19 protein-coding genes and 1 pseudogene are annotated in these 23,985 nt (G+C 66.0%); 13 read left to right on the top strand and 7 right to left on the bottom strand.

From position 1 onward, the window contains the following. Positions 1–2: 2 nt before the first annotated feature. The 3 genes from ltrA to phnX all read right to left on the bottom strand — a co-directional run bounded on the left by ltrA (position 3) and on the right by phnX (position 3,323). A complete protein-coding gene (ltrA, locus tag DPR14_RS24875; protein WP_343038679.1) occupies positions 3–1,382 on the bottom strand; it encodes a group II intron reverse transcriptase/maturase in 1,380 nt (459 codons plus the stop codon). Positions 1,383–1,914: 532 nt separating this feature from the next. Beyond that, positions 1,915–2,469, bottom strand: a complete 555-nt coding sequence (locus DPR14_RS24885) for a phosphonate degradation HD-domain oxygenase (RefSeq protein WP_158047545.1) — start codon at positions 2,467–2,469, stop codon at positions 1,915–1,917. Between the two features lie 8 nt (positions 2,470–2,477). Next, entirely contained in the window at positions 2,478–3,323 is an 846-nt protein-coding gene (gene phnX / locus DPR14_RS24890) for a phosphonoacetaldehyde hydrolase (RefSeq protein WP_158047546.1), read from the bottom strand. 225 nt (positions 3,324–3,548) lie between these two features. On the opposite strand from phnX, the gene DPR14_RS27590 reads away from it, so the two are divergent. Further along, positions 3,549–3,719 (top strand): hypothetical protein, encoded by a 171-nt coding sequence (locus DPR14_RS27590; protein WP_192499153.1) that lies wholly within the window; start codon positions 3,549–3,551, stop codon positions 3,717–3,719. A 300-nt stretch (positions 3,720–4,019) separates the two neighbouring features. Beyond that, complete coding sequence (locus DPR14_RS24895) at positions 4,020–4,658, top strand: outer membrane protein (protein ID WP_192499154.1); 639 nt, start codon at positions 4,020–4,022, stop codon at positions 4,656–4,658. A 168-nt stretch (positions 4,659–4,826) separates the two neighbouring features. On the opposite strand, the gene cysC is transcribed toward DPR14_RS24895, so the two are convergent. Genes cysC through DPR14_RS24910 form a run of 3 tightly spaced genes read right to left on the bottom strand, consistent with a single transcriptional unit; the run spans position 4,827 to position 8,273 of the window. After that, on the bottom strand, positions 4,827–6,716 hold the full coding sequence (gene cysC / locus DPR14_RS24900; protein ID WP_158047548.1) for an adenylyl-sulfate kinase: 1,890 nt from the start codon (positions 6,714–6,716) through the stop codon (positions 4,827–4,829). Between the two features lies 1 nt (position 6,717). Then, entirely contained in the window at positions 6,718–7,512 is a 795-nt protein-coding gene (gene cysD, locus DPR14_RS24905; RefSeq protein WP_158047549.1) for a sulfate adenylyltransferase subunit CysD, read from the bottom strand. A 50-nt stretch (positions 7,513–7,562) separates the two neighbouring features. Beyond that, positions 7,563–8,273, bottom strand: coding sequence for a phosphoadenylyl-sulfate reductase (locus tag DPR14_RS24910; RefSeq protein ID WP_246148568.1), 711 nt, complete (start codon positions 8,271–8,273; stop codon positions 7,563–7,565). A 238-nt stretch (positions 8,274–8,511) separates the two neighbouring features. Between DPR14_RS24910 and DPR14_RS24915 the strand changes: the two genes are divergently transcribed. The 11 genes and pseudogenes from DPR14_RS24915 (at position 8,512) to DPR14_RS24965 (ending at position 21,460) form a co-directional block, all read left to right on the top strand. Continuing rightward, positions 8,512–10,272, top strand: a complete 1,761-nt coding sequence (locus DPR14_RS24915; protein WP_158047551.1) for an NADPH-dependent assimilatory sulfite reductase hemoprotein subunit — start codon at positions 8,512–8,514, stop codon at positions 10,270–10,272. Beyond that, complete coding sequence (locus tag DPR14_RS24920; protein WP_158047552.1) at positions 10,272–10,832, top strand: precorrin-2 dehydrogenase/sirohydrochlorin ferrochelatase family protein; 561 nt, start codon at positions 10,272–10,274, stop codon at positions 10,830–10,832. The genes DPR14_RS24915 and DPR14_RS24920 overlap by 1 nt, the downstream gene beginning before the upstream one ends. A 157-nt stretch (positions 10,833–10,989) precedes the next feature. Then, a complete protein-coding gene (locus DPR14_RS24925; protein ID WP_211103869.1) occupies positions 10,990–11,253 on the top strand; it encodes a helix-turn-helix domain-containing protein in 264 nt (87 codons plus the stop codon). A gap of 1,207 nt (positions 11,254–12,460) precedes the next feature. Beyond that, the gene (locus DPR14_RS24930; protein WP_158047554.1) at positions 12,461–13,099 is read left to right on the top strand and encodes a DUF4214 domain-containing protein; all 639 of its coding nucleotides are present in this window, start codon (positions 12,461–12,463) and stop codon (positions 13,097–13,099) included. A gap of 60 nt (positions 13,100–13,159) precedes the next feature. Continuing rightward, positions 13,160–16,150: a DUF4214 domain-containing protein gene (locus DPR14_RS24935; protein WP_158047555.1), complete on the top strand. Its 2,991-nt coding sequence runs from the start codon at positions 13,160–13,162 to the stop codon at positions 16,148–16,150. A gap of 106 nt (positions 16,151–16,256) precedes the next feature. Then, positions 16,257–16,838 carry a TIGR02466 family protein gene (locus DPR14_RS24940; protein WP_158047556.1) on the top strand — a complete coding sequence of 194 codons (582 nt, stop codon included), beginning with the start codon at positions 16,257–16,259 and terminating at the stop codon, positions 16,836–16,838. Positions 16,839–16,873: 35 nt separating this feature from the next. Further along, the gene (locus tag DPR14_RS24945) at positions 16,874–17,200 is read left to right on the top strand and encodes a helix-turn-helix domain-containing protein (RefSeq protein ID WP_158047557.1); all 327 of its coding nucleotides are present in this window, start codon (positions 16,874–16,876) and stop codon (positions 17,198–17,200) included. Positions 17,201–17,235: 35 nt separating this feature from the next. After that, the gene (locus DPR14_RS24950) at positions 17,236–18,195 is read left to right on the top strand and encodes a hypothetical protein (protein ID WP_192499155.1); all 960 of its coding nucleotides are present in this window, start codon (positions 17,236–17,238) and stop codon (positions 18,193–18,195) included. 37 nt (positions 18,196–18,232) lie between these two features. Beyond that, positions 18,233–18,565: a VanZ family protein gene (locus DPR14_RS24955; protein WP_158047558.1), complete on the top strand. Its 333-nt coding sequence runs from the start codon at positions 18,233–18,235 to the stop codon at positions 18,563–18,565. A gap of 93 nt (positions 18,566–18,658) precedes the next feature. Further along, a complete protein-coding gene (locus tag DPR14_RS29200) occupies positions 18,659–18,970 on the top strand; it encodes a DUF4214 domain-containing protein (RefSeq protein ID WP_425501051.1) in 312 nt (103 codons plus the stop codon). A gap of 73 nt (positions 18,971–19,043) precedes the next feature. Continuing rightward, positions 19,044–21,460: pseudogene (locus DPR14_RS24965) on the top strand (membrane-bound PQQ-dependent dehydrogenase, glucose/quinate/shikimate family). A 73-nt stretch (positions 21,461–21,533) separates the two neighbouring features. Here DPR14_RS24965 and DPR14_RS24970 read toward each other — a convergent pair. Continuing rightward, complete coding sequence (locus tag DPR14_RS24970; RefSeq protein WP_158047559.1) at positions 21,534–23,957, bottom strand: transketolase; 2,424 nt, start codon at positions 23,955–23,957, stop codon at positions 21,534–21,536. Positions 23,958–23,985 lie beyond the last annotated feature (28 nt).

The following is a 23,985-nucleotide window of genomic DNA, read 5'->3' on the forward strand; positions in this document are numbered from 1 at the left end:
CGTTACCGGGCGCCCCCCGCACAGAACCGGACGTGCCCGATTAAGGCATCCGGCTCCCACCTTGGGTGTTTGACGCGGAAGCGGTTTCCGGGCCAGGGATGAATGATGCGCGGCCGTGGCAGCCAGTGATCGGCAAGGCGCGTGAGTTTGTCCCACGGTGTCTTGTCCTTCTGGCTGCGCCGACGCAGCGCCCTCATCCACAGGACGCCGACATGGTAGCGCAGGTTGGCAAGGGCCCGGTAGTTGGTCGGGACGGCGAAGTAGGCGTAGAAGCCGCTCATCACCTGTCCCAGCCACCGGCCTTGCTCCGGGATGCCCTGGTGCCAGCGCCGCCGGAGTTCCTCCTTGATTTCCTTGAGCTTGGCCTGCTTGCGCTGGCGCCGGGTCTGGCGTCGCAGCAGGAAGCCGCCACGCCGGGACCGCCCACAGATGTGGGTGAAGCCCAGGAAGTCGAAGGTCTCCGGTTTTCCCGCGCCGCGCTTGGCCCGGTCGGCCTGTGCCTGCCGGCCGAACTCGATCAGGCGGGTCTTGTCGGCGTTCAGTTCCAGGGCGAACCGCGCCAGGCGCTCCCGCAAGTCCGCGAGGAACCGCTCGGCGTCCGACCGGTGCTCGAACCCGACGACGGTGTCGTCGGCGTAGCGCACCACGACCATGGTCCCGGTCGCGTGGCGCTGGCGCCACTGCCGGACCCACAGGTCGTAGACGTAGTGGAGATAGACGTTGGCCAGCAGTGGCGATGCCACCGCCCCTTGCGGGCTGCCGGCCGTCGCCGGCTGCCGTTTCCCCGTCTCGTCCACCACGCCGACCGTCAGCCACTTGCGGATCAGCCGCAGGACGCGGGCATCGCCGATCCGGTGTTCCAGGAACCGCATCATCCAGGTGTGGTCGATGCTGTCGAAGAACGCCCGGATATCGGCATCCAGGATCCAGTTCACCCGGCACTCGCCGATCGCCACCGCCAACGCGTCGAGCGCGTCGTGCTGCCCCCGTCCCGGCCGGAAGCCGTAGGAGAAGCCGAGGAAGTCTTCCTCGTAGATGGCGTTCAGCACCTCCACCAGCGCCCGCTGGACGATCTTGTCCTCCAGCGCCGCGATCCCGAGCGGCCGCATCCGGCCGTCCGGCTTGGGGATGACATGCCGGCGTGACGGGTGCGCCCGGTAGCGGCCGGAATGCACGCGGTCCTTCAGGTCCGCCAGCCGTTCCTCCAGCCCCTCCGCGTACTCCCGCCACGTCATTCCGTCCACACCCGGTGCCGCGTCCCGCTTCAATGCCCGATAGGCAAAGCGCAGCAGGTCGGTATCCACGTGCGTCAGAAGGGTGGTGAACCGCTCCTCCTTTCGCTCCCGTGCCGCTTGACGTATGCGCTCCAGCCCCGAGAGCACGGGGGCCCGGTCCTGAGCCCGGCCCGTGTGCGGCGGAGACGCATTCCCCTCGGCCCCACCCCTTCCCTCCACCGGCTCCGCGTCCGCGTTCGCCGGCTTCACAGGTACTATGGATGGGTCTGACCTCTTCGGCGCGTGCGTCACCGGCTACGGCTCCTCGCCTTCCCGGTGCGGACCAGACGGCCATCGGCCCCTGGTCACGCCGAAGATCTCCCGGTTCCCGCGCAAGGAGCGTCCGCACATGCCAGGGTCTCTGACCACGCCGGACCGCCGGGGTGCTCGCATGACGCGCCCCGCCGTATCGCCTTCCAGGCACAGAACCCTGTCGGCATCCGGGATCGAGATTCTTACGCGGCTCAATGGCTGGCCTATGCGCTCCCCTGTCAACGCTTCGCCGGCGGCCTCGCGACCGCCGCCGCATGACTCGGGGCCGGTGTGGGTCGCTACTCCTTCACCGTACAGGACTTTCACCCGCTACTCCTTGCCGGTCTCCCGGCGCTCTCTGCGTGCATCTGTGGCTAAACAACGAAAATCAGTCCGACCGCATCGCGCAGACAGCCAGATACGGCCGGAAATGGTCCAGACCCGGCGTCGGCAGCCCCGGGACCTTGGCCTTGTCGTCCCAGCGGCGCACCAGCACCGCGTCGGGACCGAAGCGGCCCAGGATGAAGCGGGCCGCTTGGTCCTCGCTCAGGGGTCCCCCCTGGAGCCTCAGGCTCTGCTTCGAGGCGGGCGACAGGGCGGCGGCGTAGGCCGGCTCGACCGCGCACAGGTAGCGCTTGGCCGCGACGTGCAGCCGCACCGGCGCGCAGACGTCCTCGGGGAAGCGGTCCGCCAGCCATCGCGCGCCGATCGCCTCGTGCCGGGCGTCCAGCTCCTCGTCGGCGACCCCGTCGCCCAGCCCGTGGAGCAGGTGGCCGATATCGTGCAGCAGCGAGGCGACGACCAGATGGGGCGGGGCGCCGAACTGCTCGGCCAGTGCCGCGGTCTGGAGCGCGTGCTCGGTCTGGCTGACCGCCTCGCCGAAATAGGCTTGGTCGCCGGAGGCCCGGAAAAGCTCGAAAATCTCGGATACGGAGTCGGTCATGGCCTCGATCACGGAACAGCCCCCAGGGCGAGGCGGCGCTCGATGTCCTCGATCACGGGTATCAGCTGTCCGATCCCGTCGATCACATAATGGGCGCCGCCCGCGCGCAACCGATCATACGCGGCGGTCCGCCTGACCTTCAACTCGTCTTCCGACAGCGCCGTCAATTCCTCGACCGCCAGCCCCATCTCGTTGCCGGTCAGGGCTACCGCGACGGTCCACATGCCGGCATGGAGGCCCTCCTCGATTCCGGGAAGGGTGTCGTCCACCTTGACGCAGGCGGCGGCCGGCCAGACGTTCAGCTCGACCATGTTCTGGTAGCACATCAGCGGGGTCGGCCGCCCGGCGGCCAGGTCGCCGGCGCAGACCACGCAGTCCGGCTCGTAGCCGTTGGCGGCGGCCGCCGGGATCAGCACGTCCATGATCGGCCGGGAATAGCCGGTGGTCGAGCCGATCTTCACGCCGCGGGCGCGCAGGTCGGCGATGGTGGTGCGGGCGCCCGGCACCAGCGCCGCGTGGTCGGCGACCACCTCGACGTTCATGGGCAGGAAGCGGGCGTAGAGGTCGTCCACGTCGCCGTCGGACATGGGCCGGCCATGGATGTCCCGCCAGCGCTTCGCCACCTCGGGCAGCGCGCCGATTGCCTTGATATGGTCCCACTTGGGCAGCCCCATGGGCACGCGCGCCTCCGCGGCCGAGATCGTGACGCCGACCGTGCCGAACGCCGCCACGAACACCCCCATCGGCGCCCGGCTGCCGAAATCCACCACGGTGCCGGCCCAGTCCAGGATGACCGCGCGGACCGGTCCGTCGTAGGATTTGGCAAAGGGATTGGCGAAGGGATTGGTCGTCATGCCGTCGTATCTCCTTGGCCCCGGCCGCCACCTTGGCCGGAGCGCCGGGCATCTTGGGCGCCGCACTTTGCGCCAGGGGTCGGCGAAAGAAAAGCGGCTAAATCGATGCGAAAACAAGGTCGAGATTTCGTCCCGCATCATGAAACCGTAACGCAAAGCCGTGAGGTTTGGCTCCAACGGCCATGACCATTTGGATAGGGCCTATCAGCCGGGGAGTTCCGGACCATGGCCATCTTCAAGCCACGACCAGATCTTTTCCGCGCCGCGACCACCGGTGCCGCCGACACGACGCTGGCCTCGGCCGCCGTGAAGCTCCTCCACGCCCTGGCCACCGGCCGCCTTCTCCGCCTCAACCCAGCGCTGGCGGGCGAGGTGAGTTCTTCCGGCCACGGATGAACGGCGATCATCAAAGATAAATCGAAATCACCTTTTCTTGTCCGCGCGGATCTGTAGCCAATGTTATTCGAAGCTCCCCATGCCTGATGTGTCCCAAGCATCGTCAACGGAAGCCATAAGTTTCGTTTCCTGCCATCAGAGAACCTGCAGAAATCCAGGATCTATTCTGGAACTGCTTGCCCGAAAAATTTTGATTCTTGAAATCCTGAAATTCAAAGACAACTGGCAGGCCGTACCGTAGTATTGGAATTCGGAATCATGATCAAAACGGCTCTCTTTGCTTCTGCTGCTGCTATTGCCATGTCCTCATTCGCGGCAAGCGGCCATGCGCAGACGAATCCACAGACGCCCCAGGCAAACCAGAATTACTTCGAAGCTGACCCCGGATTCTATATCCGAGGCAGTCTCGGCTATTCCTGGTCAGCAAACGACGACATCGATTACTCGCCCCTTTGGGGCCTTGGCGTCGGCTACCGTTTCGATCCGAACTTCCGGGCGGACATCACGGTGGATTGGCGCGACCGCTACGTCGTCGAGGGGAGCAGCTTCAGCAGCTTCGACTCCGGGGTCGACAACCGCAGCTTCATGCTCAACGCCTATTACGACTTCGACCAGATCCCGGTCGTCCAGCTGCCGGGCGGCTTCAAGCCCTATGTGGGCGCCGGCGTCGGCTTCAGCCGGACCAGCGTCAACGACCAGATCATTCCCGGTGCTGGCGGCACCGTCGCCAGCATAAGCGGCTCGGACCGGACCCGGTTCGCCTGGCAGGGCATGGCCGGCGTGGGCTACCAGATGACCCAGGAGTTCGCCGTAGACCTGGGCTACCGCTATGCCCAGCTCGGCAAGGTGAGGGCAAGCTCGACGACGGCGGCGACCGGCTCGATCGACGAGGATCTGAACGTCCACGAACTCGTTCTCACCGCGCGCTACGGCTTCTAGGGTGGTGTCCGATCAGGTTGAACCGCTCCGGTCCACGCGGCCTGCCGTTCCACTCGCCGCGTTGCGTTGGGCTGTCCCGGCCCGATCAGCCTGGCCGGGCACTTCTCTAACGGAAACGGGCAGGGCGTTGACCGGCGCGCCCCGCCCGGATCCCCGGCCTCGCCGTGCTCAGATACCCTCGCCGCGGCCTTGGACCGCGTCGCTGGGGTATTTCAGCCCGGTGACCCGCTCGGCATAGCCGACCAGCTCGCCCACAGCCTCCTCGATGCCCAGCCGTCCCGTCTCGACCACCAGCTCGGCGGCCTGCGGCTCCTCGTAGGGGGCGGAGACGCCGGTGAATTCCGGGATCTCGCCGGCCCGCGCCTTGCGGTACAGTCCCTTGGGATCGCGCTGCTCGCAGGTGTCCAGGTCGGCCTTGACGTGGATCTCGTGGAACAGGTCGCCGCCGATCGCCCGGGCGCGCGCCCGGTCCTGCCGGGTGGGCGAGATCAGCGCCGTCACCACGATCATGCCGGCCTCGGCGAACAGCCGGGCGGCCTCGGCGACCCTGCGGATATTCTCCGACCGGTCGGCGGGCGAGAACCCCAGGTCGCCGTTCAGCCCCTGCCGCACGCCGTCGCCGTCCAGGACGTAGACCTGCCGGCCGCGCTCGAACAGCGTCCGTTCCAGTCCCATGGCCAGCGTCGACTTGCCGGCCCCGGACAGGCCGGTCAGCCACAGCACGGCGCCCCGGTGGCCGTTGGACAGCGCCCGCTCGTCCGGGCTCACCGCATGCTCGACCCGCTGGAGGTTCCGCTCGGCGACCGCGTCGGCCCCCGTCACGATGAACCCGCCGACCACGTCGTGGCCGTCCAGAAGCACCCCGCGGCCGGTGCGGGGCAGGTCGATTGCCAGGTCCACCGCCACCAGGCTCCGGCTGTGCAGCACCACGTTGGCGATCTCGTTGCGGCCGACCCGGTCGGCGGCCGCCACGCCCAGGTCGTCGATGTCCACCACCTCGACGATCTTCTCCACCGTCACGCGGTGCTCGGCGGTCGCCAGCTTGAGCGTATAGGCCCGGCCGGTCTCCAGCGGCTTGGAGGCCAGCCAGAACAGCCGCACGGTCAGCCGGTGGGCCTCGACCGGCCGCTCCGCCGGAAGGCTGGCGATGTGGCCGCGCTCGACGAAGATGCGCTGGTCCAGCGTGATCCCGACCGACTGGCCCGCCGCGGCGCTGATCGCGGGCGCCGCGTTCCACGCCTCGATGCCGACGACCTTGGCGGTGCGGTTGTTCGGCGCGAAATGCAGGGTGTCGCCGACCCGCAGCCGGCCGGTCTCGATCCGGCCCGCCAGGATGCGGCGCTCGTCCGGCTTGTAGACGTCCTGGATCGGCAGGCGCAGCGGCAGCTCGTCCTCCGGCGCCGCCGGCAGGAAGCCGTCCAGCGCCTCGATCACGGTCGGCCCGTCATACCAGGCCAGGTTCCCGCTGCGCGACGCGATGTTGTCGCCGTGGCGGGCGGAGACCGGCAGGATCACGCCCGGCGCCACGCCGATCCCGTTCAGGTAGGCCCGGATCTCGGCCGCGACATGGTCGAACCGCGCCTGCGAGAAATCCACCATGTCCATCTTGTTGACGATCACGGCGACCTGTTTCACCCCCAGCAGGTGCAGCAGGTAGGCGTGGCGGCGCGACTGCTCCAGGGCGCCCTCGCCGGCGTCGATCACCAGCAGGGCCGCGTCGGCGCTGGACGCGCCGGTCACCATGTTCTTCAGGAACTCGGTGTGGCCCGGCGCGTCGATGATCACGTAGGGACGGCGTTCCGTCTTGAAATGGATCTGCGTCGTGTCGATGGTGATGCCCTGGTCGCGCTCGGCCTGGAGCGCGTCCATCACGAACGACCACTCGAACGGCATGCCGCGCCGGCGGCTCATCTCGCGGACCGCCTCGACCTTGCCGTCGGGCAGGCTGCCGGTGTCGTTCAGCAGCCTGCCGATCAGGGTGGACTTGCCATGGTCGACGTGGCCGACGATGACGATGCGCGCCTGGCGGCGCTGGGATGCGGGAATCAAGGGGCTCATCTCACATGTAACCGGAACTGCGCAGGCGCTCGAAGGCGTCCTCGGTTTCATTGTCCATCGACCGGCCGGCCCGCTCGGGCGTGCGGGTCACTTCCAGCTCGGAGATGATCTCGTCGATGCTCGCGGCGCTGCTGTCCACCGGGAAGGTGATGTTCTTCTCGCCCAGCGACCGGTACCGCTTGCCCTCGCGGGCGAAGTACAGCGGCACGATGGGGATCTCCTCGCGCTTGGAATAGCGCCAGATGTCCAGCTCGGTCCAGTGCAGCAGCGGGTGGATGCGCACATGGGTGCCCTCGGCGAACCGGGTCTTGTAGTGGTCCCAGAACTCCGCCGGCTGGTCCTTGAAGTCCCAGGCGCCGTCCAGCGCGCGCGGGCTGAACACCCGCTCCTTGGCGCGGGTCGCCTGCTCGTCGCGGCGGATGCCGACCATGATGCCCTGGTACTGCTCGCGGCGGAGCAGGTTCTTCAGCCCCTCGGTCTTGCGGGCGGCGGCGCGGGTGGCCGGCGGCAGCGTCGGGTCCATCTCGCTTTCCGGCGGGCACTGCTCGATCACCAGGTCCAGGCCCCAGTCGCGCGTGACCATGTCGCGGAACTCGTAGACCTCCGGCAGTTCCATGCCGGTGTCGAGCTGCACCACGGGGAACGGCACCTTGCCGAAGAAGGCCTTGCGCGCCAGCCACAGCAGCACGTTGCTGTCCTTGCCGATCGACCACAGCGCGGCGAGGCGGTCGATCCGGTTGAACGCCTCGCGCAGGATATAGACGCTCTGGCTTTCCAGTTGGTCGAGGTCGGTCATCGTCCGAAGTTCCACCACAATCAAAATGGCCCGCTGGGTAACGGGCGGTGTCAGATGAAGGATACGTTGCGCGGCACGGCGCCCAGGTGGATGCCGCATTCCGTCTTGTTCAGCCCGGCCCAGCGGCCGGAGCGCGGGTCCTGGCCGGGAGCGACCCGGTCGGTGCAGGGCATGCAGCCGATCGACAGGAAGCCGTCGGCCTCCAGCGGGTGGCGCGGCAGGTCGCGGCGGTCGAACTCCGCCTGGATCATGTCGCGGGACCAGGTCGCCAGCGGGTTGACCTTGAAGCGGCCGTCGTCGTCCCGCTCGACCGCGTCCAGGGCCGCGCGGGTAGTCGCCTGGAAGCGCTTGCGGCCGGTGATCCAGGCGTCGAAGCCGCGCAGCGCGCGGTCCAGCGGGATCGTCTTGCGGACGTGGCAGCAGGCGTCCGGCGACGACTGCCACAGCAGCCCTTCCGGGTCCGCCGCCTTCAGCTCGGCCGGGTCGGGCTCGATCGTGCGGACGTCGGTCAGGCCGAGCCGCTTGATCAGCGTGTCGCGGTAGCGCAGGGTCTCGCCGAACAGCTTGCCGGTGTCCAGGAAGATCACGGGGATACCCGGATCCACCTCGGCCGCCAGGGCCAGCAGCACGGCGGCTTCCGTCCCGAAGGAGGAGACCAGGGCGATCCGCCCGCGGAATTCGTCCCGCACGAGCGGCCGAAGCAGTTCGGCCCCGGACAGGCCACCATAGCGCAGCTGGAGCGCATCGAGCCCGTCCGCCAAATGTGTTCTCGCCAGTCCGTCCATGTCCGAAACACAATCCACAAAATGTTGATGTATTTACTCTAGCTATTGCACGTTAGCGAGTCTGGAGAAAGCCCGCAACGCTTTTAACATGCGGCATTGAGTCATTCAGCATATCTACACGGAAATTCTGTGTTGAATTGGAAAATTTATGCACCTTATATGCTCGCACGGCCCCGATACCGCCCCTCATGCATGGATTAAAGCGTCAGTCGCCATGTCACAGTCCCAAGACCTCCCCGCGAAGAAGCCCGCCCCGACCCCGAAGCTTTCGCAGGTCGAAGGCGTCAAGCAGGCGAGCGCGCTGCTGCGCGGCAGCATCGCTGAGACGTTGAACAGCGACCTCGTGAAATTCACCGAGGACGAATATAACCTGCTGAAATTCCACGGGACCTATCAGGGATACGACCGCGACTCCGCGACCGAGCTGAAGCAGGCCAAGGCGGAGAAGAAGTGGGAGTTCATGGTCCGCGCCCGCATCCCTGCCGGCCGCCTGACCTCCCGGCAGTACCTGGACCTGGACGCCCTTGCCGATCGCCGCGCCAACCATACGATCCGGATCACGACCCGGCAGGCGATCCAGTTCCACGGCGTCGTCAAGTCCGACCTCAAGGGCACGATCGCCGACATCAACGCCACCATGATCACCACGCTGGGCGCGTGCGGCGACGTGGTCCGCAACGTCACGGCCATGCCCGCTCCCGTGCGCAGCCCGGTCACCGAGCGTCTGGCGGCGGATGCCAAGCGCATATCCGACCATCTGCTGCCGCATACCCGGGCCTACCACGAGATCTGGCTGGACGGCGAGCAGTTGCTGGGCGAGCCCGAGATCGAGCCGATCTACGGCACGACATACCTGCCCCGGAAGTTCAAGATCGGCCTCGGCGTGCCGGAGGACAATTCGGTCGACGTGCTGACCAACGACCTCGGCATCGTGGCATTGTACGAGGGCGACACCCTGGTCGGGTACAATTTCGCGGTCGGCGGCGGCCTGGGCATGACCCACAACAAGCCGAAGACCTATCCGAGGCTCGCCAGCTTCGTCGCCTTCGTCGAGCCCGACGACCTGATCAAGGCTGTCGAGGCCGTGGTCATCGTCCAGCGCGACCATGGCGACCGAACCAACCGCCGCCACGCCCGCCTGAAATACACCATCGACGAGCGCGGCCTGCCCTGGTTCAAGTCGGAGATGGAGCGCGTCCTGGGCCGCGCCCTGGAAGATCCGCGCCCGATGCCGCCGTTCCAGGTCGCCGACCATCTCGGCTGGCACGAGCAGGGCGACGGGCTGTGGTACCTGGGCCTCGCGATCCCCAGCGGCCGCATCCAGGACACCGACCCGGTCAAGCTGCGCACGGCGCTGCGCGAGGTCGCGGCCCGGTTCGAGCCAGCATTGGTGCTGATGCCGACCCAGGACCTGATCCTGGCCGACATCCGGGACGAGGACCGCGCCGGCATCGAGGAGACGCTGCGCGCCCACGGCGTCCGGTTCGCCGAGGAGTTGCTGCCGGTCCACCGCTGGTCGCTGGCCTGCCCGGCGCTGCCGACCTGCGGCCTGGCGCTGACCGAGGCGGAGCGGATCCGCACCCCGATGATCGACCGCATCGCCGAGGTCATGGCCCGCTACGGCCTCGCCCAGGAACGGCTGAGCATCCGCATCACCGGCTGCCCCAACGGCTGCGCCCGGCCCTATGCCGGCGACATCGGGCTGGTCGGCCGCATGCCCGGCCATTTCTCGCTCTATGTCGGCGGTGATTTCGAGTGCACCCGGTTGAATTGGAAGCTGCTCGACCGTGTTCCCGAGGACGACGTGCCGGAGACCCTGGCCCCGCTGTTCGCCGAGTTCGCGGCCCAGCGCGACCAGGGGGAAGGCTTCGGCGACTTCCTGAACCGCCTCGGCCTGGAGCGGGCGACCGCCCTGGTCAAGCCCGACGCCGCCGCCGCCGAGGGCAATGCTGGCGACCTGGTGGAGGCCGACTAGTGTTTCCCATCGTCCTGGACCTGGATCACGTCTCGGTCGCTCTGGTCGGCACCGGGCAACTGGCGGCCAAGCGGCTGCAGCAGCTGGACCAGGCCGGGGCGAGGCGGCTGACCGTCTTCTCCGAAGCGCCCGACGCGCCCCTGGCGGCGCTGGCCGGCGAGCGGCTGATTCGCCGCCTGCCGACCGACGGCGACCTGGCCGCCTTCCAGGTGATCTACATCGTCGACCTCGATCCCGGCGCCGCGGCCGACCTGGCCGCGCGCTGCCGGGCGCTCGGCCGCCTGGTCAATGTGGAGGACGTCAAGCACCTGTGCGACTTCCACACGCCGTCCCAGGTCCGCCGCGGCGACCTGCTGCTCTCCATCTCGACCGGCGGCAAGAGCCCCGGCCTGGCGCAGCGCCTCCGCCGCTACCTGGAAGACCTGTTCCAGCCGGACTGGGAAGACCATCTGGACGAGCTGGCCCGCGCCCGAGCCCACTGGCGGGCGGAGGGCGCCGACATGCGGACGGTGGCCCGGCGCACCGAGGAAATGATCGAGAAGCGGGGCTGGCTGCGCTGAGCGGCCTGTTGAGTCGGGCACCGGAGCGAATCACCTGAAGGTTGTTTCGGTAGCCCTATCGTTTTAGACTGCCCCGGCGATCCGATCACGGTCAACACGGCCCGGGCAGAGAACAACGATCATGTATGCCCATCCCCAGCACGGCGGCGGCACTCGAATGAAGGACCTGCGGAAGGCGGGCGGCGCCTGGCTGAAGCAGTGCCGGCTGCACCGGGGCCTGACGCAGCTGCAGGTCGCCGAGGCCGTGGGGCTGGAGAACTACACCATGATTTCGATGATCGAGTCGGGCCGGGGCAGGATACCCCCTGAATCCTACCGGGCCTGGGCCGCGGTCATGGGCTTGACGCCGCAGGAATTCGTCCGGGAGATCATGAAGCATTACGATCCCGTGACGTACGAGATCCTGTTCCATCCCGACTGAGCCGGCCGAAGCCGGCGCTGCCATGATTCCTGCGGATTCGATATCGGCCGGAGCCCGTGTGCTCCCGCGCGCCGAACAGCGCGACGTGGCACATGGCGATCCTTCGGTCTCCTCACCCTGAAAAGTTCTCGAAATCCACAGGAAACATCGAACCGCCTTTTTTTGGCAGACATCCTCGGCGAAGAAAGCAAATCAGGCACCCGGTACCAATACGATGCTGATCGCATTCAGTATCGGGCCAATCAATGCTCCAGCCCCTGTAGGTCGGGTATAGCGGAGCGGCACCCGACAAGCAGTCGCGCCGATGCCGGGTGCCGCTCCGCTATACCCGACCTGCGATCGAAAGCGCATTGCTCATTGATCTACCTGAAGCTTTGTCTTTTGAACGCATCTCTGTACATGTTCAGTCTTACTCCTTGCTTGCCCATTCCCAAAGCACCGAAGAATTTTACAGCGGACAACCCGCGAAGAAACATTGTTTCCTTAGGAATTTCTGACACAGAAACATCTCGAATGCAGTCAAAAGGTGAGGAACATCTTTATGTTCGTTAACTAGTTGTGGTTCTGGAGCCACATATAAGCGACTTGCTGACAAGAATTTCACTTTGGGGCTTGAGCATCCTTACCTACTCCGATATGGTTTCCTCACATACGGGTTAACCTGTTAGGTCGGAAGAGCAAAAGAGACCTGATTGGGACACCTCGATGAAGGAAACCCGCCCAAGACTTCTCCATCGCCGATCAGGAAACCACGGAGGTCAAATCGCAAACCAGAGTGCTTGTGATGCATAGTGCGGATATGACTTTTATAATAACGTGTATTACTTAAGTTAAACAATAAACATCAAATCCGCTCCAATCATCGTAAACAAAAAATTAGTAAATCGTCGATAGAACAGCATTCAATTCATGGTCAAACGACAGCGTTGTACCTGAGGAACTGAAGTCACACACCTTCACTGTAAATCAAATACCCCTCTTTCAAAGGTCGCAGTGCTCTAATCCGACCGAAACGCCTCGATCCGCGCGAATATCAAAGGCGACGATCCGTGCGCCGCCTTCGATATCCGTACGGTAAAACCAAAAACCTTACGGATCGCTGCCTCTCCCGTACTGAAGTGACGGGTGCGGGGGAGTGGAGATTGGGGACCCGCCCTTGGGTCTTCCTGCTAGAGCATTACCCAGCCTGTCTCTAAGAGGCGAAATCGTGGCAACACTCGACGAAACCAAGACCAGCATCAACACGTGCTACGAGACTATTCTCCAGCGCATCCACTCCGACATCGAAGTCAACAGCTGGACTACGCCGGTTAACTCGGGAGCTCTGACGCTCGATCGGGTCCGTGAGAGCTTTAACAACTCGCTAGAGGCTCAGAACGTCAACAGCGTGATCCGTCTGTATCAGGCGGCCTTCGGTCGCGTTCCGGACGTCAACTCCGGCCTGTCGATGGAGCGGATCGCCGACGGTTTCGTCAACTCTCGGGAGTTCATGGACCGCTACGGCAGCAAGGATGTCACCCAGGCGTTCGTAACCTCGGCGTACTTCCAGGTTCTGGGGCGCGTCCCGGATGCGGGTGGCCTGGCGCACTGGACGACCTCCGGCCTGAACGCCGCCAAGCGCAGCGAGGACTGCAGCGGCAACCTGTTCGAGTACGGCCCGCAGCCCCAGTCGCAGCCCGTCGGCCAGACCTTCACACTCACTGACGGTGCGTTCCCTCGTGCGGATCTCCAAGGCGGCTATGCCGACACCGCCTTCGACATCCGCGCGGCGAAACTGACCCCCGCCTGGATGATCCCTGCCTCCCCCGCATCGATGTCGACCGCGGGTGTGGGGGAGTGGAGATGAAGACCCTCCCCGGGTCCTTCCGGTAAAGCTTTACCAAAACTGTCTCTAAGAGGCTCAATCGTGGCTAATTCTGAAACTATCAACTTTTTCTACGAGCACATTCTCCAGCGGATCCCGTCCGCCGCCGAAGTCGCCAGCTGGGAAGCGCCGCTCAACTCGGGCGCTCTGAACATCGAGCAGGTCAAGGTGGCGTTCCTCAACTCGGCCGAGGCTCAGCACGTTCACGCGGTCGTCCGCCTGTACCAGGCGGCTTTCGGTCGCGTTCCCGACGAGGGCGGTCTGAAGTACTGGGTCAGCTCCGGCAAGTCGATGGGCGAGATCGCCGACGGCTTCGCCAATTCCCCGGAGTTCACCAACCGCTACGGCAGCAGCAACGTCAGCGAGGCGTTCGTCACCTCACTGTACTACAACGTGCTGGGCCGTGCTCCGGACGCCGGCGGACTGGTGGGCTGGACGAACTCCGGCCTGAGCGCCGCTCAGATCCTGGCCGGCTTCTCCGAATCGGCCGAGTTCAAGATCAAGACCACCACCGCAACCTACGTCTTCCTGGACAACGCCGCCAAGGGCGAGGAAAGCTACACGGGTGGTCTGTTCGACCGTATGCCGGCCCAGCCTCAGCCGGAGCCCGTTGGTCAGACCTTCACGCTCACTCAGAGTGTGGATACCTTTGTCGGCAATGACGGTACTGACACGATCAATGGCCTGCTGAACATCGACGGCATCAACACGCTGAACGCCCTGGACAGCATCGACGGCGGCAACGGTGTCGACACCCTGAACATTTCGATGGGCGGTGCCAATTCCGGACTTCCGGTTTCCGCCTCGATCAAGAACGTCGAGATCATCAACCTGGTCAGCGACGGCGGTAAGCTGGGCGGGACCGGTGGCACCGTTGACGCTTCCCGTTTCGTCGGCGCCCAGCAGATCTGGCAGATCGACGCCGCGAATAATGTCACCAAGCTGGCGTCCAGCACCACGGCGGGCTTCAAGGGCGTTGTCGCCGACGCCGCCGCGAACCTGAAGGTGTCCGCGGCTGCGACCGCTGCTTCGGTTTCGATCGCTCTCGACAATGTCATTGGTGACGGTAACAACGTCTCCCGACTGTCGGTCGACGGCGCCGCGCTGAACAACGTCGCGATTTCCGGTTCGCTCGCCCCGACGGAAGAGGGTGAGGACGAAGCCTCCCTCACGCTGGGTGTGACGGTTGGCAAGGATGCGAGCGGCAAGGACCTGAGCACGCTGACGGTCAACACCTCGGTCGACACTTCCCTGAACGTCACCGGCGCAATCACCACCCTCGCCGCCGGCGAAAGCACTGGCGGGATCACCTACGCCGGCGCCCCCACCGTGTCGAGCATCACGACCGGTTCCGGGAACGATGACGTTTCGATCGGTTTTGCGACGGCCAAGGCGACCAGCACTGTCGCTGCGAAAGACGCTTTTGTTTACACCGCCAACGGCGACGATCTGATTACCGTCAACACCACCGGCTCCGGTACGACCAAGGTGGATGGTGGCCACGGCGATAACACCTTCGTGGTCGGTGCTAATGCCGATGTTGACGCCAAGCTGGAAGTGATCAGCGGCGACGGTATCGACACCGTCAGCATTCTGGGGCGTAGCGGAACGGTCGACGTCAGTGTCGGAAAGGGCAATGACAACGTGACGATCGGTTCTGGTTACAAGACCATTACCGTCAATGCCGGCGAGGGCAACGATATCGTCCACGTCATGGACGCTGACCATGAAGGCTATCGTTCGCTGACCGACAAGGATGTTCTGGACGGCGGCGAAGGGATTGACACCATCGTGGTCGGGGCGTCGGCGATGGTTAACTCGGGCGACTATGATCGACTCGCGAACCTGACCACCTTTGAACACCTGCGGTTCGTAGGCCCCATCGGCACCGAGGAAGTGGCACTCGATGCGGCTGAACTCAGGAACTTCTCGCAGATCGAAGTGACCGGTCAGTACATCGGCGATGGCAACGAAGGAGTGTCTGTCGCCTCCTACGTCAAGAACGTGTCGGCCGACCAGACTATCGTCGTCTACGGCAATGAGGGTTTCGGCCCGGGATCTTTCGGCCTAGCTCACGTCTTCGCCGAAGGCTACGACACCGATGCTATTGACTACAATGCCGCGGCGGGCGTGCTGAACTTGAAGGTTCAGGACAGCGTCTCAGGCATTGGTGTTTTTGCCAAGTCCGTGAACCTGACCGTGGAAGCCACCACTGAAGGCGGTATGGTTGCGGCTGTCATCGGCAACGTTGAAGGCAACACCACCTCCATCAAGAGCGATATCGACAGCGCTACTATCAACCTTGTGAGCACCGTCGATGCCGAAACCGAGATCTCCCATGTGGCACAGGCTTGGGTGCAGTCTGCCGATGCCGGGACAGGCTTTACCAGCCTGACCATCAAAGGCACTGGTTCGGCATGGGTAGACAACCAGGATGGTAAGCTCACCTCGATCGACGCCTCGCAACTGGGCGGCACCGACTCGGATGGCACACCGTTCGGCGGGCTCTCGTTCAATGGCGAGGCGTCTGTCAAAGAAAACATCAAGCTGGGCAGCGGCATCGACGACCTCACCATCTCTTCCCGTGCCGGCAATGCCAGCCTGGACAAGATGGACACCATAACCGGCTTCAAGCTGGTCATGAACGAGGACGGGACCGACTTCGCCGTGGGTTCGGATAGGTTTAAGCTAAACTTTGGTGAGTACGTTAACCTGGATGCCGAAGGCGATGATCTCCCAGGGGACGAGTACTGGAGCACCGACGGGTTCCAGACCTCTGCCACCAAGTTCGTGGCGTACACGTTCAACAGCGCGCCTACGAGCCTGGGTGCGGCCCTGAACACCGTGTCTGCACTGACGGAAAAGGCTGTCGTCTTCAAGTATGGCAATGACAGCTATATTTACGCCGAGAACGAGACCGGCGGCACAGTGAACGGCAACTTCGAGGCGTCTGACATGCTGGTCAAGCTGGTCGGCATCACCGACGTGGATGCACTCGCCAAGGCAGCTTCTCTGAGCTTCCTGAACGACTAATCTGATCATCGGGAAGGGCGCTGTGAAAGAACAATTGCAGCGCCCTTTCAGATCCGGAACTGAAAGGGCCTCGTGAAGACGGGGCCCTTTTTCACGAAGGCCAATCATGCAAGTCGTGCACAAGGATCTCTTTCCGACACGTCTCTGGATATTCAATCTGGAGGAGCTGTTGCCGCGGTTCGATGCTTGGCAGGAGCAAATCCTCGCATGGCGGCATGCTGATCCTGTTCCGGCAGGTCGTTCCAACCGCAAGGGATGGAATAGCCAGAAGTCACTTTTCTCCGAAAGCGCGTTTGCGTCGCTCAAGGAGGCCGCGAGCGCAGGCTTCAGCCATGCCTTCCGAGACATGCAACTCTCCTCGGACGTACGGTTCCGTCTGGAAGCATGGGTTAACCTTCATGATCCCGGAGGATTCAACACTCTACATGCGCATCCCGGGGTCCTGCTGTGCGGATGCTTTTACCTTCAAGTGCCGGAAGGTGCCGGCCCGATAGTCTTCCGGGACCCCCGCCCAGGTGTGGTGCTCACACCTTTCAATGGGAAGGGGATTCATTGCGGTGGTGATGTGTCGGTACGTCCGGGGCCAAGTCAACTGATCGTGTTTCCGAACTGGCTTGAGCATCGGGTGGAGCCGAACGATGGGGCGGAACCCAGGATTTCCATAGCCATGAATGCGCTTGCAGCCTGACCTTCCTCAATTCCTCTGAGAGTAAGCCCTTTGCCATGGTTCCTCCTCCTCAACCGAACGTGGCCCATGACGCGGGCGACCTCCGCAAGGAGGCTGGCCTCTGGATCAAGTCGCTCCGCAGGGCAGCGGGTCTCTCACAGCGCCAACTCGCCCAGGCAGCGGGGGTCTACTACTACACGACCATCGCGCAGATCGAGGCGGGCAAGCTGCGTATCCAGCCGGACCGCTACGAAGCCTTCGCCCAGGCGCTGGGCGTCGCCGATACCCAAGCCTTCGTCAAGCAGCTCATGAGCTACTACGACCCGGTCACCCACAAGGCTCTGTTCGGCGACGAGCGGGGCGACGAGAAGGTCGAGGACTGACCCGCCCCGCAGCAAGGGACCATCGAACCGACCCCATGACCACACGCCTCCTTCCGCAGCAGCCCGCCCCGGTTACCCGGCGCGACGCCGCCCTCACCGCGCGTTTCCTCCTGCCCGCGTCCGAGGCCCTGGAGGAGTTGTTCCTGGATCTGCGTGCGGAAACGGATCGGCTTCTGGGTCCGGCGATGGGGGCGCGATACGGCAAACCCTATCCGCTCGGCTGCTGCCGGGAGATAACCCAGGACGTGCTGGGCCGGCTCGGCGGCGTGCTGGCGAAACCCGATCACCGCGGCGCCCGGGCCCTGAGCGCCTTCCTGGCTGCCGGAGGCGCCGGCCGCTGCGTCTGGGGCGCCCTGCGGGGCCGATACTTCCAGACCGCCCTTCAGTTCGGCGGGCTCTATGTGGACGTCGCCAACGACACGGTGACCGTGACCAAGCCCAAGGTGGAAATCCTTCCCCTGGAAGAGGCCGGGCTGGAAGCGGTTCGCGGTGCCGAGCATTTCGCCGAGATCGCCGACGCTTATTGGGGGATGCGGATCGTCGCCAACCACGCCTTGCCGTCCCTGGCGCCGCTCCTGCCGATGATCGGCGTGATTCCCGGCCGAGCGCCCGTGCTGCATTCGGCGACCCGCTACATGACCGAACTTTTCCGCCAGGACGGGTTCGCCCGCTCCGAGGCATGGTTGACCAACGGGCCGGTGCCTCCTGCCGAGGTGGTGGAGGCGCTGCGCGCCCGCTGCCCCGAGGACCTGCTGACCGCCGATCCCCATACCGGCGTGAGGGCCGCCGTCGCCGCTTGCCGATCCGCCCGGGCCGCGGGATTGGCCGCCAGCGCGGAATGGCGCGACGCCCGCGTCAGGGACTTCCTCCGCATATTCCCTGTCCAGCCGGACCCATCGCCGGACGGAGCGTCAAGCTCCGCCCTGAACATCGTCTGGAAAGCCGATCCCGGCGGACGCCGGCACCAGCGCCGGCATCGGCAGGACGCCAATTGATCCGACGACCCCCTCCCTCCCCACGACGGGTTGACCGATGCCCCTTCCACTCCTGATCGCCGCGTGGTGCGCCTTCGCCCTGGCCGTCACGGCCGGCTGCCTCGTGCCGGCCGACCGGCTGCCCGCCCGCCTGCCGAACGACAAGCTGCTTCACCTGCTGTCCTATGCGGCGCTGGGGCTGCCGGTCGCGGCTCTGGCGTCCACTTCCGGGCAGGCCGCCGCCGGCGTGGCGGCCCTGCTGCTCGCCGGCCTGGCGATCGAGGTCGCCCAGCACTTCGTTCCCGGCCGCTCCTTCTGCGTCCGCGACCTGGCCGCCAACGCGGCGGGGGTGCTGATCGGCACGCTGGCCGGCTTGCCCGTGACGCTCTGACCGTAACGCCTCCAGTCCCAGTCACCCCCGAGACGAACCTGGGTCGGGCAGGCCGAGGCCGGACAGGAGCCCGTTTCCATCGCCTCCGCGTTCCTGGATTCGCAGGAGTTCCGGGACCGGTACGGTACCGATCCGCAGCCGGATTTCCTGGTTCCGCTGCTCTACCGGAACGCCTTCGGACGCGAGCCCGAGCCGGAGGGGCTGGCGTCGTGGACGGCGCCGATTCAGGCGGGCCTGTCTCCGGCCGGCCTGCTCCATGCCATAGCCCTGCGCCCCGAGGCGAGGCTCCACATCGGGACCGCCGCGGACGAGTACTGGTACGTCCGAGGCGGCCTCATCCACTCCCCGAAGAAACCAACGCGCCGACGACGGGTTACCCAGGCTGATACCGCAGTTCCGAGGTGACCTCATGCAGCGCGACAGGCAAGGCAGGGGGCGGCCGTTCGCCCCCATGGCGATGGGCATACTCCTGCTTCTCATGGGCCTCGCCCTGGCGGGCGGAGGCGTCTGGCTGATCGCCCTGGGCGGCTCCTGGTACTATGCCGTCGCCGGGGCGGCCCTTCTGCTCGCCGCCTTCCTCCTGTTCAGGAGGAACCCCGCGGCGCACTGGGTCTATGCCCTTTTGCTCCTGGGCACGCTGGCCTGGTCCCTGTGGGAGGTCGGATTCGACTGGTGGCCGCTGGCGGCGCGCGGGGCGGTCTTCGTCGTGGTCGGCCTGCTCCTGCTGCTGCCCTGGGTCACCCGCCCGCTGGGCGGCCGTTCCGGGGCCACCTCCCTGCCGCTGGCGGCGGCGCTCGCCGTGGCGGTCGTCGTCGCGGCCGTGTCCTGGTTCACCGATCCCCACCGGATCGAGGGGACCGCCCCGGGACCCCGCGCCGAAGCCCCGGCAAACCTGCCCGCCCCGGCGCCCGACATCCCGCCCGGCGAATGGCACGCCTACGGACGCACCGGTTACGGCCAGCGCTACTCCCCGCTCGACCAGATCACGCCGGCCAACGTCTCCCAGCTCCAGGAGGCCTGGACCTACCACACCGGCGACCTGCGCGGCCGGCCCGGCGACCCGGAGGAAACCACCTTCCAGGTCACGCCGCTGAAGATCGGCAACCGCCTGTTCATCTGCACGCCGCACCAGCTCGTCATCGCCCTGGACGCCACCACCGGCGGGGAGATCTGGCGCTACGATCCGGAGATCCGCGGCGACCTGGCGCTCCAGCACCTGACCTGCCGCGGCCTGTCCTACCATCCCGCGTCCGAGGAAACGGCCGCCGCCCCGGCTCCCGCCTCGCCCGCCCCGGCGGAGCCTGAGGATTCCCCGGTCCCGGACATGCCGGTCGCGGCCAACACCGCCCCGGAGACCGCCGACAACTGCCCCGCCCGCCTGTTCATGCCGACCGCCGACGGCAGGCTGATCGCCCTCAACCCCGAGGACGGCGCGATCTGCACTGCCTTCGGCGGCGGCACCGGGCAGATCGACCTGTGGCGCAACATGCCCAACGTCAAGCCGGGCTCCTATTACTCGACCTCCCCGGTGGTGGTCACCCGCGATCTCATCATCGTGGGCGGCACCGTCCTGGACAACGTTTCGGTCAACGAAGCCTCGGGCGTGATCCGAGCCTTCGACGTGAACACCGGCGATCTCGTCTGGGCCTGGGACTCCGGCGATCCGGACGACACGGCCCCACCCCCTCCGGGCGAGACCTACACGCCCAGTTCGCCCAATTCCTGGTCGATCTCCGCGGTGGACGAGGGCCTTGGCCTGGTCTACATCCCCATGGGCAACCAGCCGCCCGACCAGTGGGGTGGCAACCGCAGTCCGGCGGTGGAGCGGTTCTCGTCCTCCGTCGTCGCCCTCGACCTCGCGACCGGGCAGGTGCGGTGGAACTTCCAGACCGTCCACCACGACCTCTGGGACTACGACGTGCCGTCGCAGCCCAGCCTGATCGACCTGACCGTCAACGGGCAGACGGTGCCGGCTCTGGTCCAGCCGACCAAGCAGGGCGAGCTCTTCGTGCTCGACCGCCGCACCGGCGAGCCCGTCCTGCCGGTGACCGAGCAGCCCGCCCCCAGGGTGCCGCCGAGGGCGACCACACCGCCCCGACGCAGCCCGTCTCGGCGCTCTCCTACGATCCGCCGCCGCTGAGCGGCCGGGACATGTGGGGAGCCACCCTGTTCGACCAACTCGCCTGCCGCATCCAGTTCCACCGGCTGCGCTACGAGGGCCGCTATACCCCGCCCTCCACCGAGGGTTCCCTGATCTATCCCGGCAATTTCGGCGTGTTCAACTGGGGCAGCATCGCGGTCGATCCCCAGCGCCGGATCGCCTTCACGACGCCCACATACCTCGCCTTCGTATCCCAGCTGATTCCGCGGGAGGACGACACGACCCTCTATGTCCAGGGCGAGAACCGGCCGGAATACAGCCTGCCGGCGCTCAACGAGAATTTCGGCGCGCCCTTCGCGGTCAAGCTGGCCCCGTTCGTCTCCGTCCTCGGGCTGCCCTGCCAGGCTCCCCCCTGGGGCTATGTCTCGGCGGCCGACCTGACCACCGGCGAGATCGTCTGGAAGCACAAGAACGGCACGGTCCGCGACGCCTCGCCCCTGCCGCTGCCCTTCGCGATGGGCGTGCCCAATTTGGGCGGTCCGATCATGACGGCCGGCGGCGTCGCCTTCCTGTCGGGCACCATCGACTATTACGTGCGCGGCTACGACGTGACCACCGGCGAGCAGCTTTGGGAAAGCCGCCTGCCGGCCGGCGGCCAGGCGACACCCATGACCTATCTGGGCGAGGACGGCCGCCAATACCTGCTGGTCGCCGCCGGCGGCCACGGCTCGCTGGGCACCAAGGCCGGCGACAGCGTCATCGCCTACACCTTGCCACCGGACGGTCTCCCATAGGGACTCCCATAAGAGGGTAAAGCAGGGGCTCGACGCTCAACCCCTGCTTTCACCGCATCACTGTGTCACCGCGTCATCGCGATATCGTATGGAGATGCCGGATCGGCCGGCCGGCCGCGGTAGCCTGGGCCGCCAGCACGATGCCCTGGGCGTCGATGCCGAAATGCCGGTACAGGTCGGCGATGGTGCCGGTCTGGCCGAAATGCTCGACGCCCAGCGCCCGCGTCCGATGGCCGTGGACCGATCCCAGCCAGCCCAACGTGGCGGGATGCCCGTCGATCACCGTCACGATGCCGCAGTTCGACGGCACGCCGTCCAGCAGCCGCTCGATATGCGACCGGGCATGCACCAGCCCGCGCTCCCGCGCCCGCTGGGCGGCGCTCCAGCCGCCGTGCAGCCGGTCGGCCGAGGTGATGGCGAGCAGTCCCACGTCGCGCCGGTCCTCGGCCATCAGCCCGACGGCCTCGATCGCCTCGGGCGCCACGGCGCCGGTATAGGCCACCACGACCTGGCAGTTCGGCCCCGGCCGCCGCATCCAGTAGGCGCCGTCGATGATGTCCTGCCGAAGCTCCGGCACCATGTCCCGGCCCGGCTGCTCCAGCGTGCGCGACGACAGGCGCAGATAGACGGCACCGCCGATCTCGTCCCTCAGCCAGTTCCGCTCGTTCGGCTGGCCCTCGCCGTTGCGCTGCATGTAGTCGAAGGCCCAGCGCATGATGACGCCCAGCTCGTCCACGAAAGCCGGCTCGAAATAGGCCAGCCCGTCCTGCGCCATGCCGACCAGCGGCGTCCCGATCGACTGGTGCGCGCCGCCTTCGGGCGCCAGCGTGACGCCGGCCGGCGTCGCCACCAGCATGAACCGGGCATCCTGGTAGCAGGCATAGTTCATCGCGTCGGCGCCGCGATAGATGAACGGGTCGTACACCGTGCCGATCGGCAGCAGCCGTTCCCCGAACACCGAATGGGACAGCCCCAGCGCCGACAGCATGGTGAACAGGTTCGCCTCGGCGATGCCCAGCTCGAAATGCTGCCCCTCCGGCGAGAAGTCCCAGCTATAGGTGGACGGAATGCGCTCCTTTTTGAACAGGTCGGCCATGGCCTCCTTGGCGAACAGCCCGCGCCGGTTCACCCAGGACCCCAGGTTGGTCGACACCGTCACGTCGGGCGCCGTCGTCACGATGCGCTCCGCCAGCCCCTCCTTCGTCCGCCCCAACTCGTTCATGATCAGGCCGAACCCCGCCTGGGTGGACAGCGCCTTCTGCGCGGGCACGACCAAAGCCTCCGGCACCGGAACCACCGGGGCCGAATACCGCCGCGGCCCCTTGGCGAAGAACGGCACGCCGTCCAGGAACGCCGACAGCCGGTCCTCGCCGATCCCCAGCCCCTCGAAGCGGTCCCACTCGTGCCCCGGCCGGATGTTCAGGCCGTCCCGGAACGACTCCATCTGCGCCGGCGTCAGCAGCCCCGCATGGTTGTCCTTATGGCCAGCCAGCGGCAGCCCGAACCCCTTGACCGTATAGGCGATGAAGCACATCGGCCGGTCATGCCGCCGCGCCGCTTCGAAAGCCTCCAGCAGGGACGGCAGGTCGTGGCCGCCCAGGTTGCCCATCAGGTCAGCCAATTCCCCGTCGGAGCGCCGCTCGATCAGCCGGGACACGGGTCCCTGGTCGCCCAGGTCGTCCATCAGCCGCCGGCGCCACGCGGCACCGCCCTGGAAGGTCAGGGCCGAATAGAGCTGGTTCGGGCAGGTGTCGATCCATTCCCGCAGCCGGTCGCCGCCCTCCTCGCGGAACGCCTCCCGCATCAGCCGGCCGTGCTTCAGGATCACGACGTCCCAGCCAAAGTTGCGGAAGATGCCTTCCAGCCGTTCCCACAGCCCTTCGCGGATCACCGCGTCCAGGCTCTGCCTGTTGTAGTCGACGATCCACCAGGTATTGCGCAGGCCGTGCTTCCAGCCTTCCAGCAGCGCCTCGAAGATGTTGCCCTCGTCCATCTCGGCATCGCCGATCAGGGCGACCATGCGCCCCTCCGGGATCGAAGGGGCCCAGTCCCTGGCCTTCAGGTAATCCTGGACCAGCGAGGCGAACAGCGTCTGGGCGACGCCCATGCCCACCGACCCGGTCGAGAAATCGACGTCGTCCACATCCTTGGTCCGCGACGGATAGCTCTGCGCACCCTTGTAGCCCCGGAAATTCTCCAGCTTTTCGCGCGTCTGGTTGCCCATCAGGTACTGGATCGCGTGGAAGATCGGGCTGGCGTGCGGCTTGACCGCGACCCGGTCCTCCGGCCGCAGCGCCGCGAAATACAGCGCCGTCATGATCGTCGCCAGGGAAGCCGACGAAGCCTGGTGCCCGCCTACCTTCAGCCCGTCCTGGTTGGGCCTGACATGGTTGGCATTGTGGATCGTCCATGACGCCAGCCAGAGGATCTTGCGCTCCAGCTCGCGCAGGCATTCGACGGTATCGGCATCGTGTTCGATGGTCGTTGAGTCAACCATTTCCGCTTCGCTTCCCAGGATGAGGACA

Source organism: Skermanella pratensis (genome assembly GCF_008843145.1).
Taxonomy (GTDB): domain Bacteria; phylum Pseudomonadota; class Alphaproteobacteria; order Azospirillales; family Azospirillaceae; genus Skermanella; species Skermanella pratensis.

What these genes read in the sequence shown, in the direction of transcription:
- DPR14_RS24885 (WP_158047545.1), bottom strand. Translation starts at nt 2,469, where the DNA reads ATGACCGACTCCGTATCCGAGATTTTCGAGCTTTTCCGGGCCTCCGGC.
- phnX (WP_158047546.1), bottom strand. Translation starts at nt 3,323, where the DNA reads ATGACGACCAATCCCTTCGCCAATCCCTTTGCCAAATCCTACGACGGA.
- DPR14_RS27590 (WP_192499153.1), top strand. Translation starts at nt 3,549, where the DNA reads ATGGCCATCTTCAAGCCACGACCAGATCTTTTCCGCGCCGCGACCACC.
- DPR14_RS24895 (WP_192499154.1), top strand. Translation starts at nt 4,020, where the DNA reads ATGTCCTCATTCGCGGCAAGCGGCCATGCGCAGACGAATCCACAGACG.
- cysC (WP_158047548.1), bottom strand. Translation starts at nt 6,716, where the DNA reads ATGAGCCCCTTGATTCCCGCATCCCAGCGCCGCCAGGCGCGCATCGTC.
- cysD (WP_158047549.1), bottom strand. Translation starts at nt 7,512, where the DNA reads ATGACCGACCTCGACCAACTGGAAAGCCAGAGCGTCTATATCCTGCGC.
- DPR14_RS24915 (WP_158047551.1), top strand. Translation starts at nt 8,512, where the DNA reads ATGTCACAGTCCCAAGACCTCCCCGCGAAGAAGCCCGCCCCGACCCCG.
- DPR14_RS24925 (WP_211103869.1), top strand. Translation starts at nt 10,990, where the DNA reads ATGAAGGACCTGCGGAAGGCGGGCGGCGCCTGGCTGAAGCAGTGCCGG.
- DPR14_RS24940 (WP_158047556.1), top strand. Translation starts at nt 16,257, where the DNA reads ATGCAAGTCGTGCACAAGGATCTCTTTCCGACACGTCTCTGGATATTC.
- DPR14_RS24945 (WP_158047557.1), top strand. Translation starts at nt 16,874, where the DNA reads ATGGTTCCTCCTCCTCAACCGAACGTGGCCCATGACGCGGGCGACCTC.
- DPR14_RS24950 (WP_192499155.1), top strand. Translation starts at nt 17,236, where the DNA reads ATGACCACACGCCTCCTTCCGCAGCAGCCCGCCCCGGTTACCCGGCGC.
- DPR14_RS24955 (WP_158047558.1), top strand. Translation starts at nt 18,233, where the DNA reads ATGCCCCTTCCACTCCTGATCGCCGCGTGGTGCGCCTTCGCCCTGGCC.
- DPR14_RS24970 (WP_158047559.1), bottom strand. Translation starts at nt 23,957, where the DNA reads ATGGTTGACTCAACGACCATCGAACACGATGCCGATACCGTCGAATGC.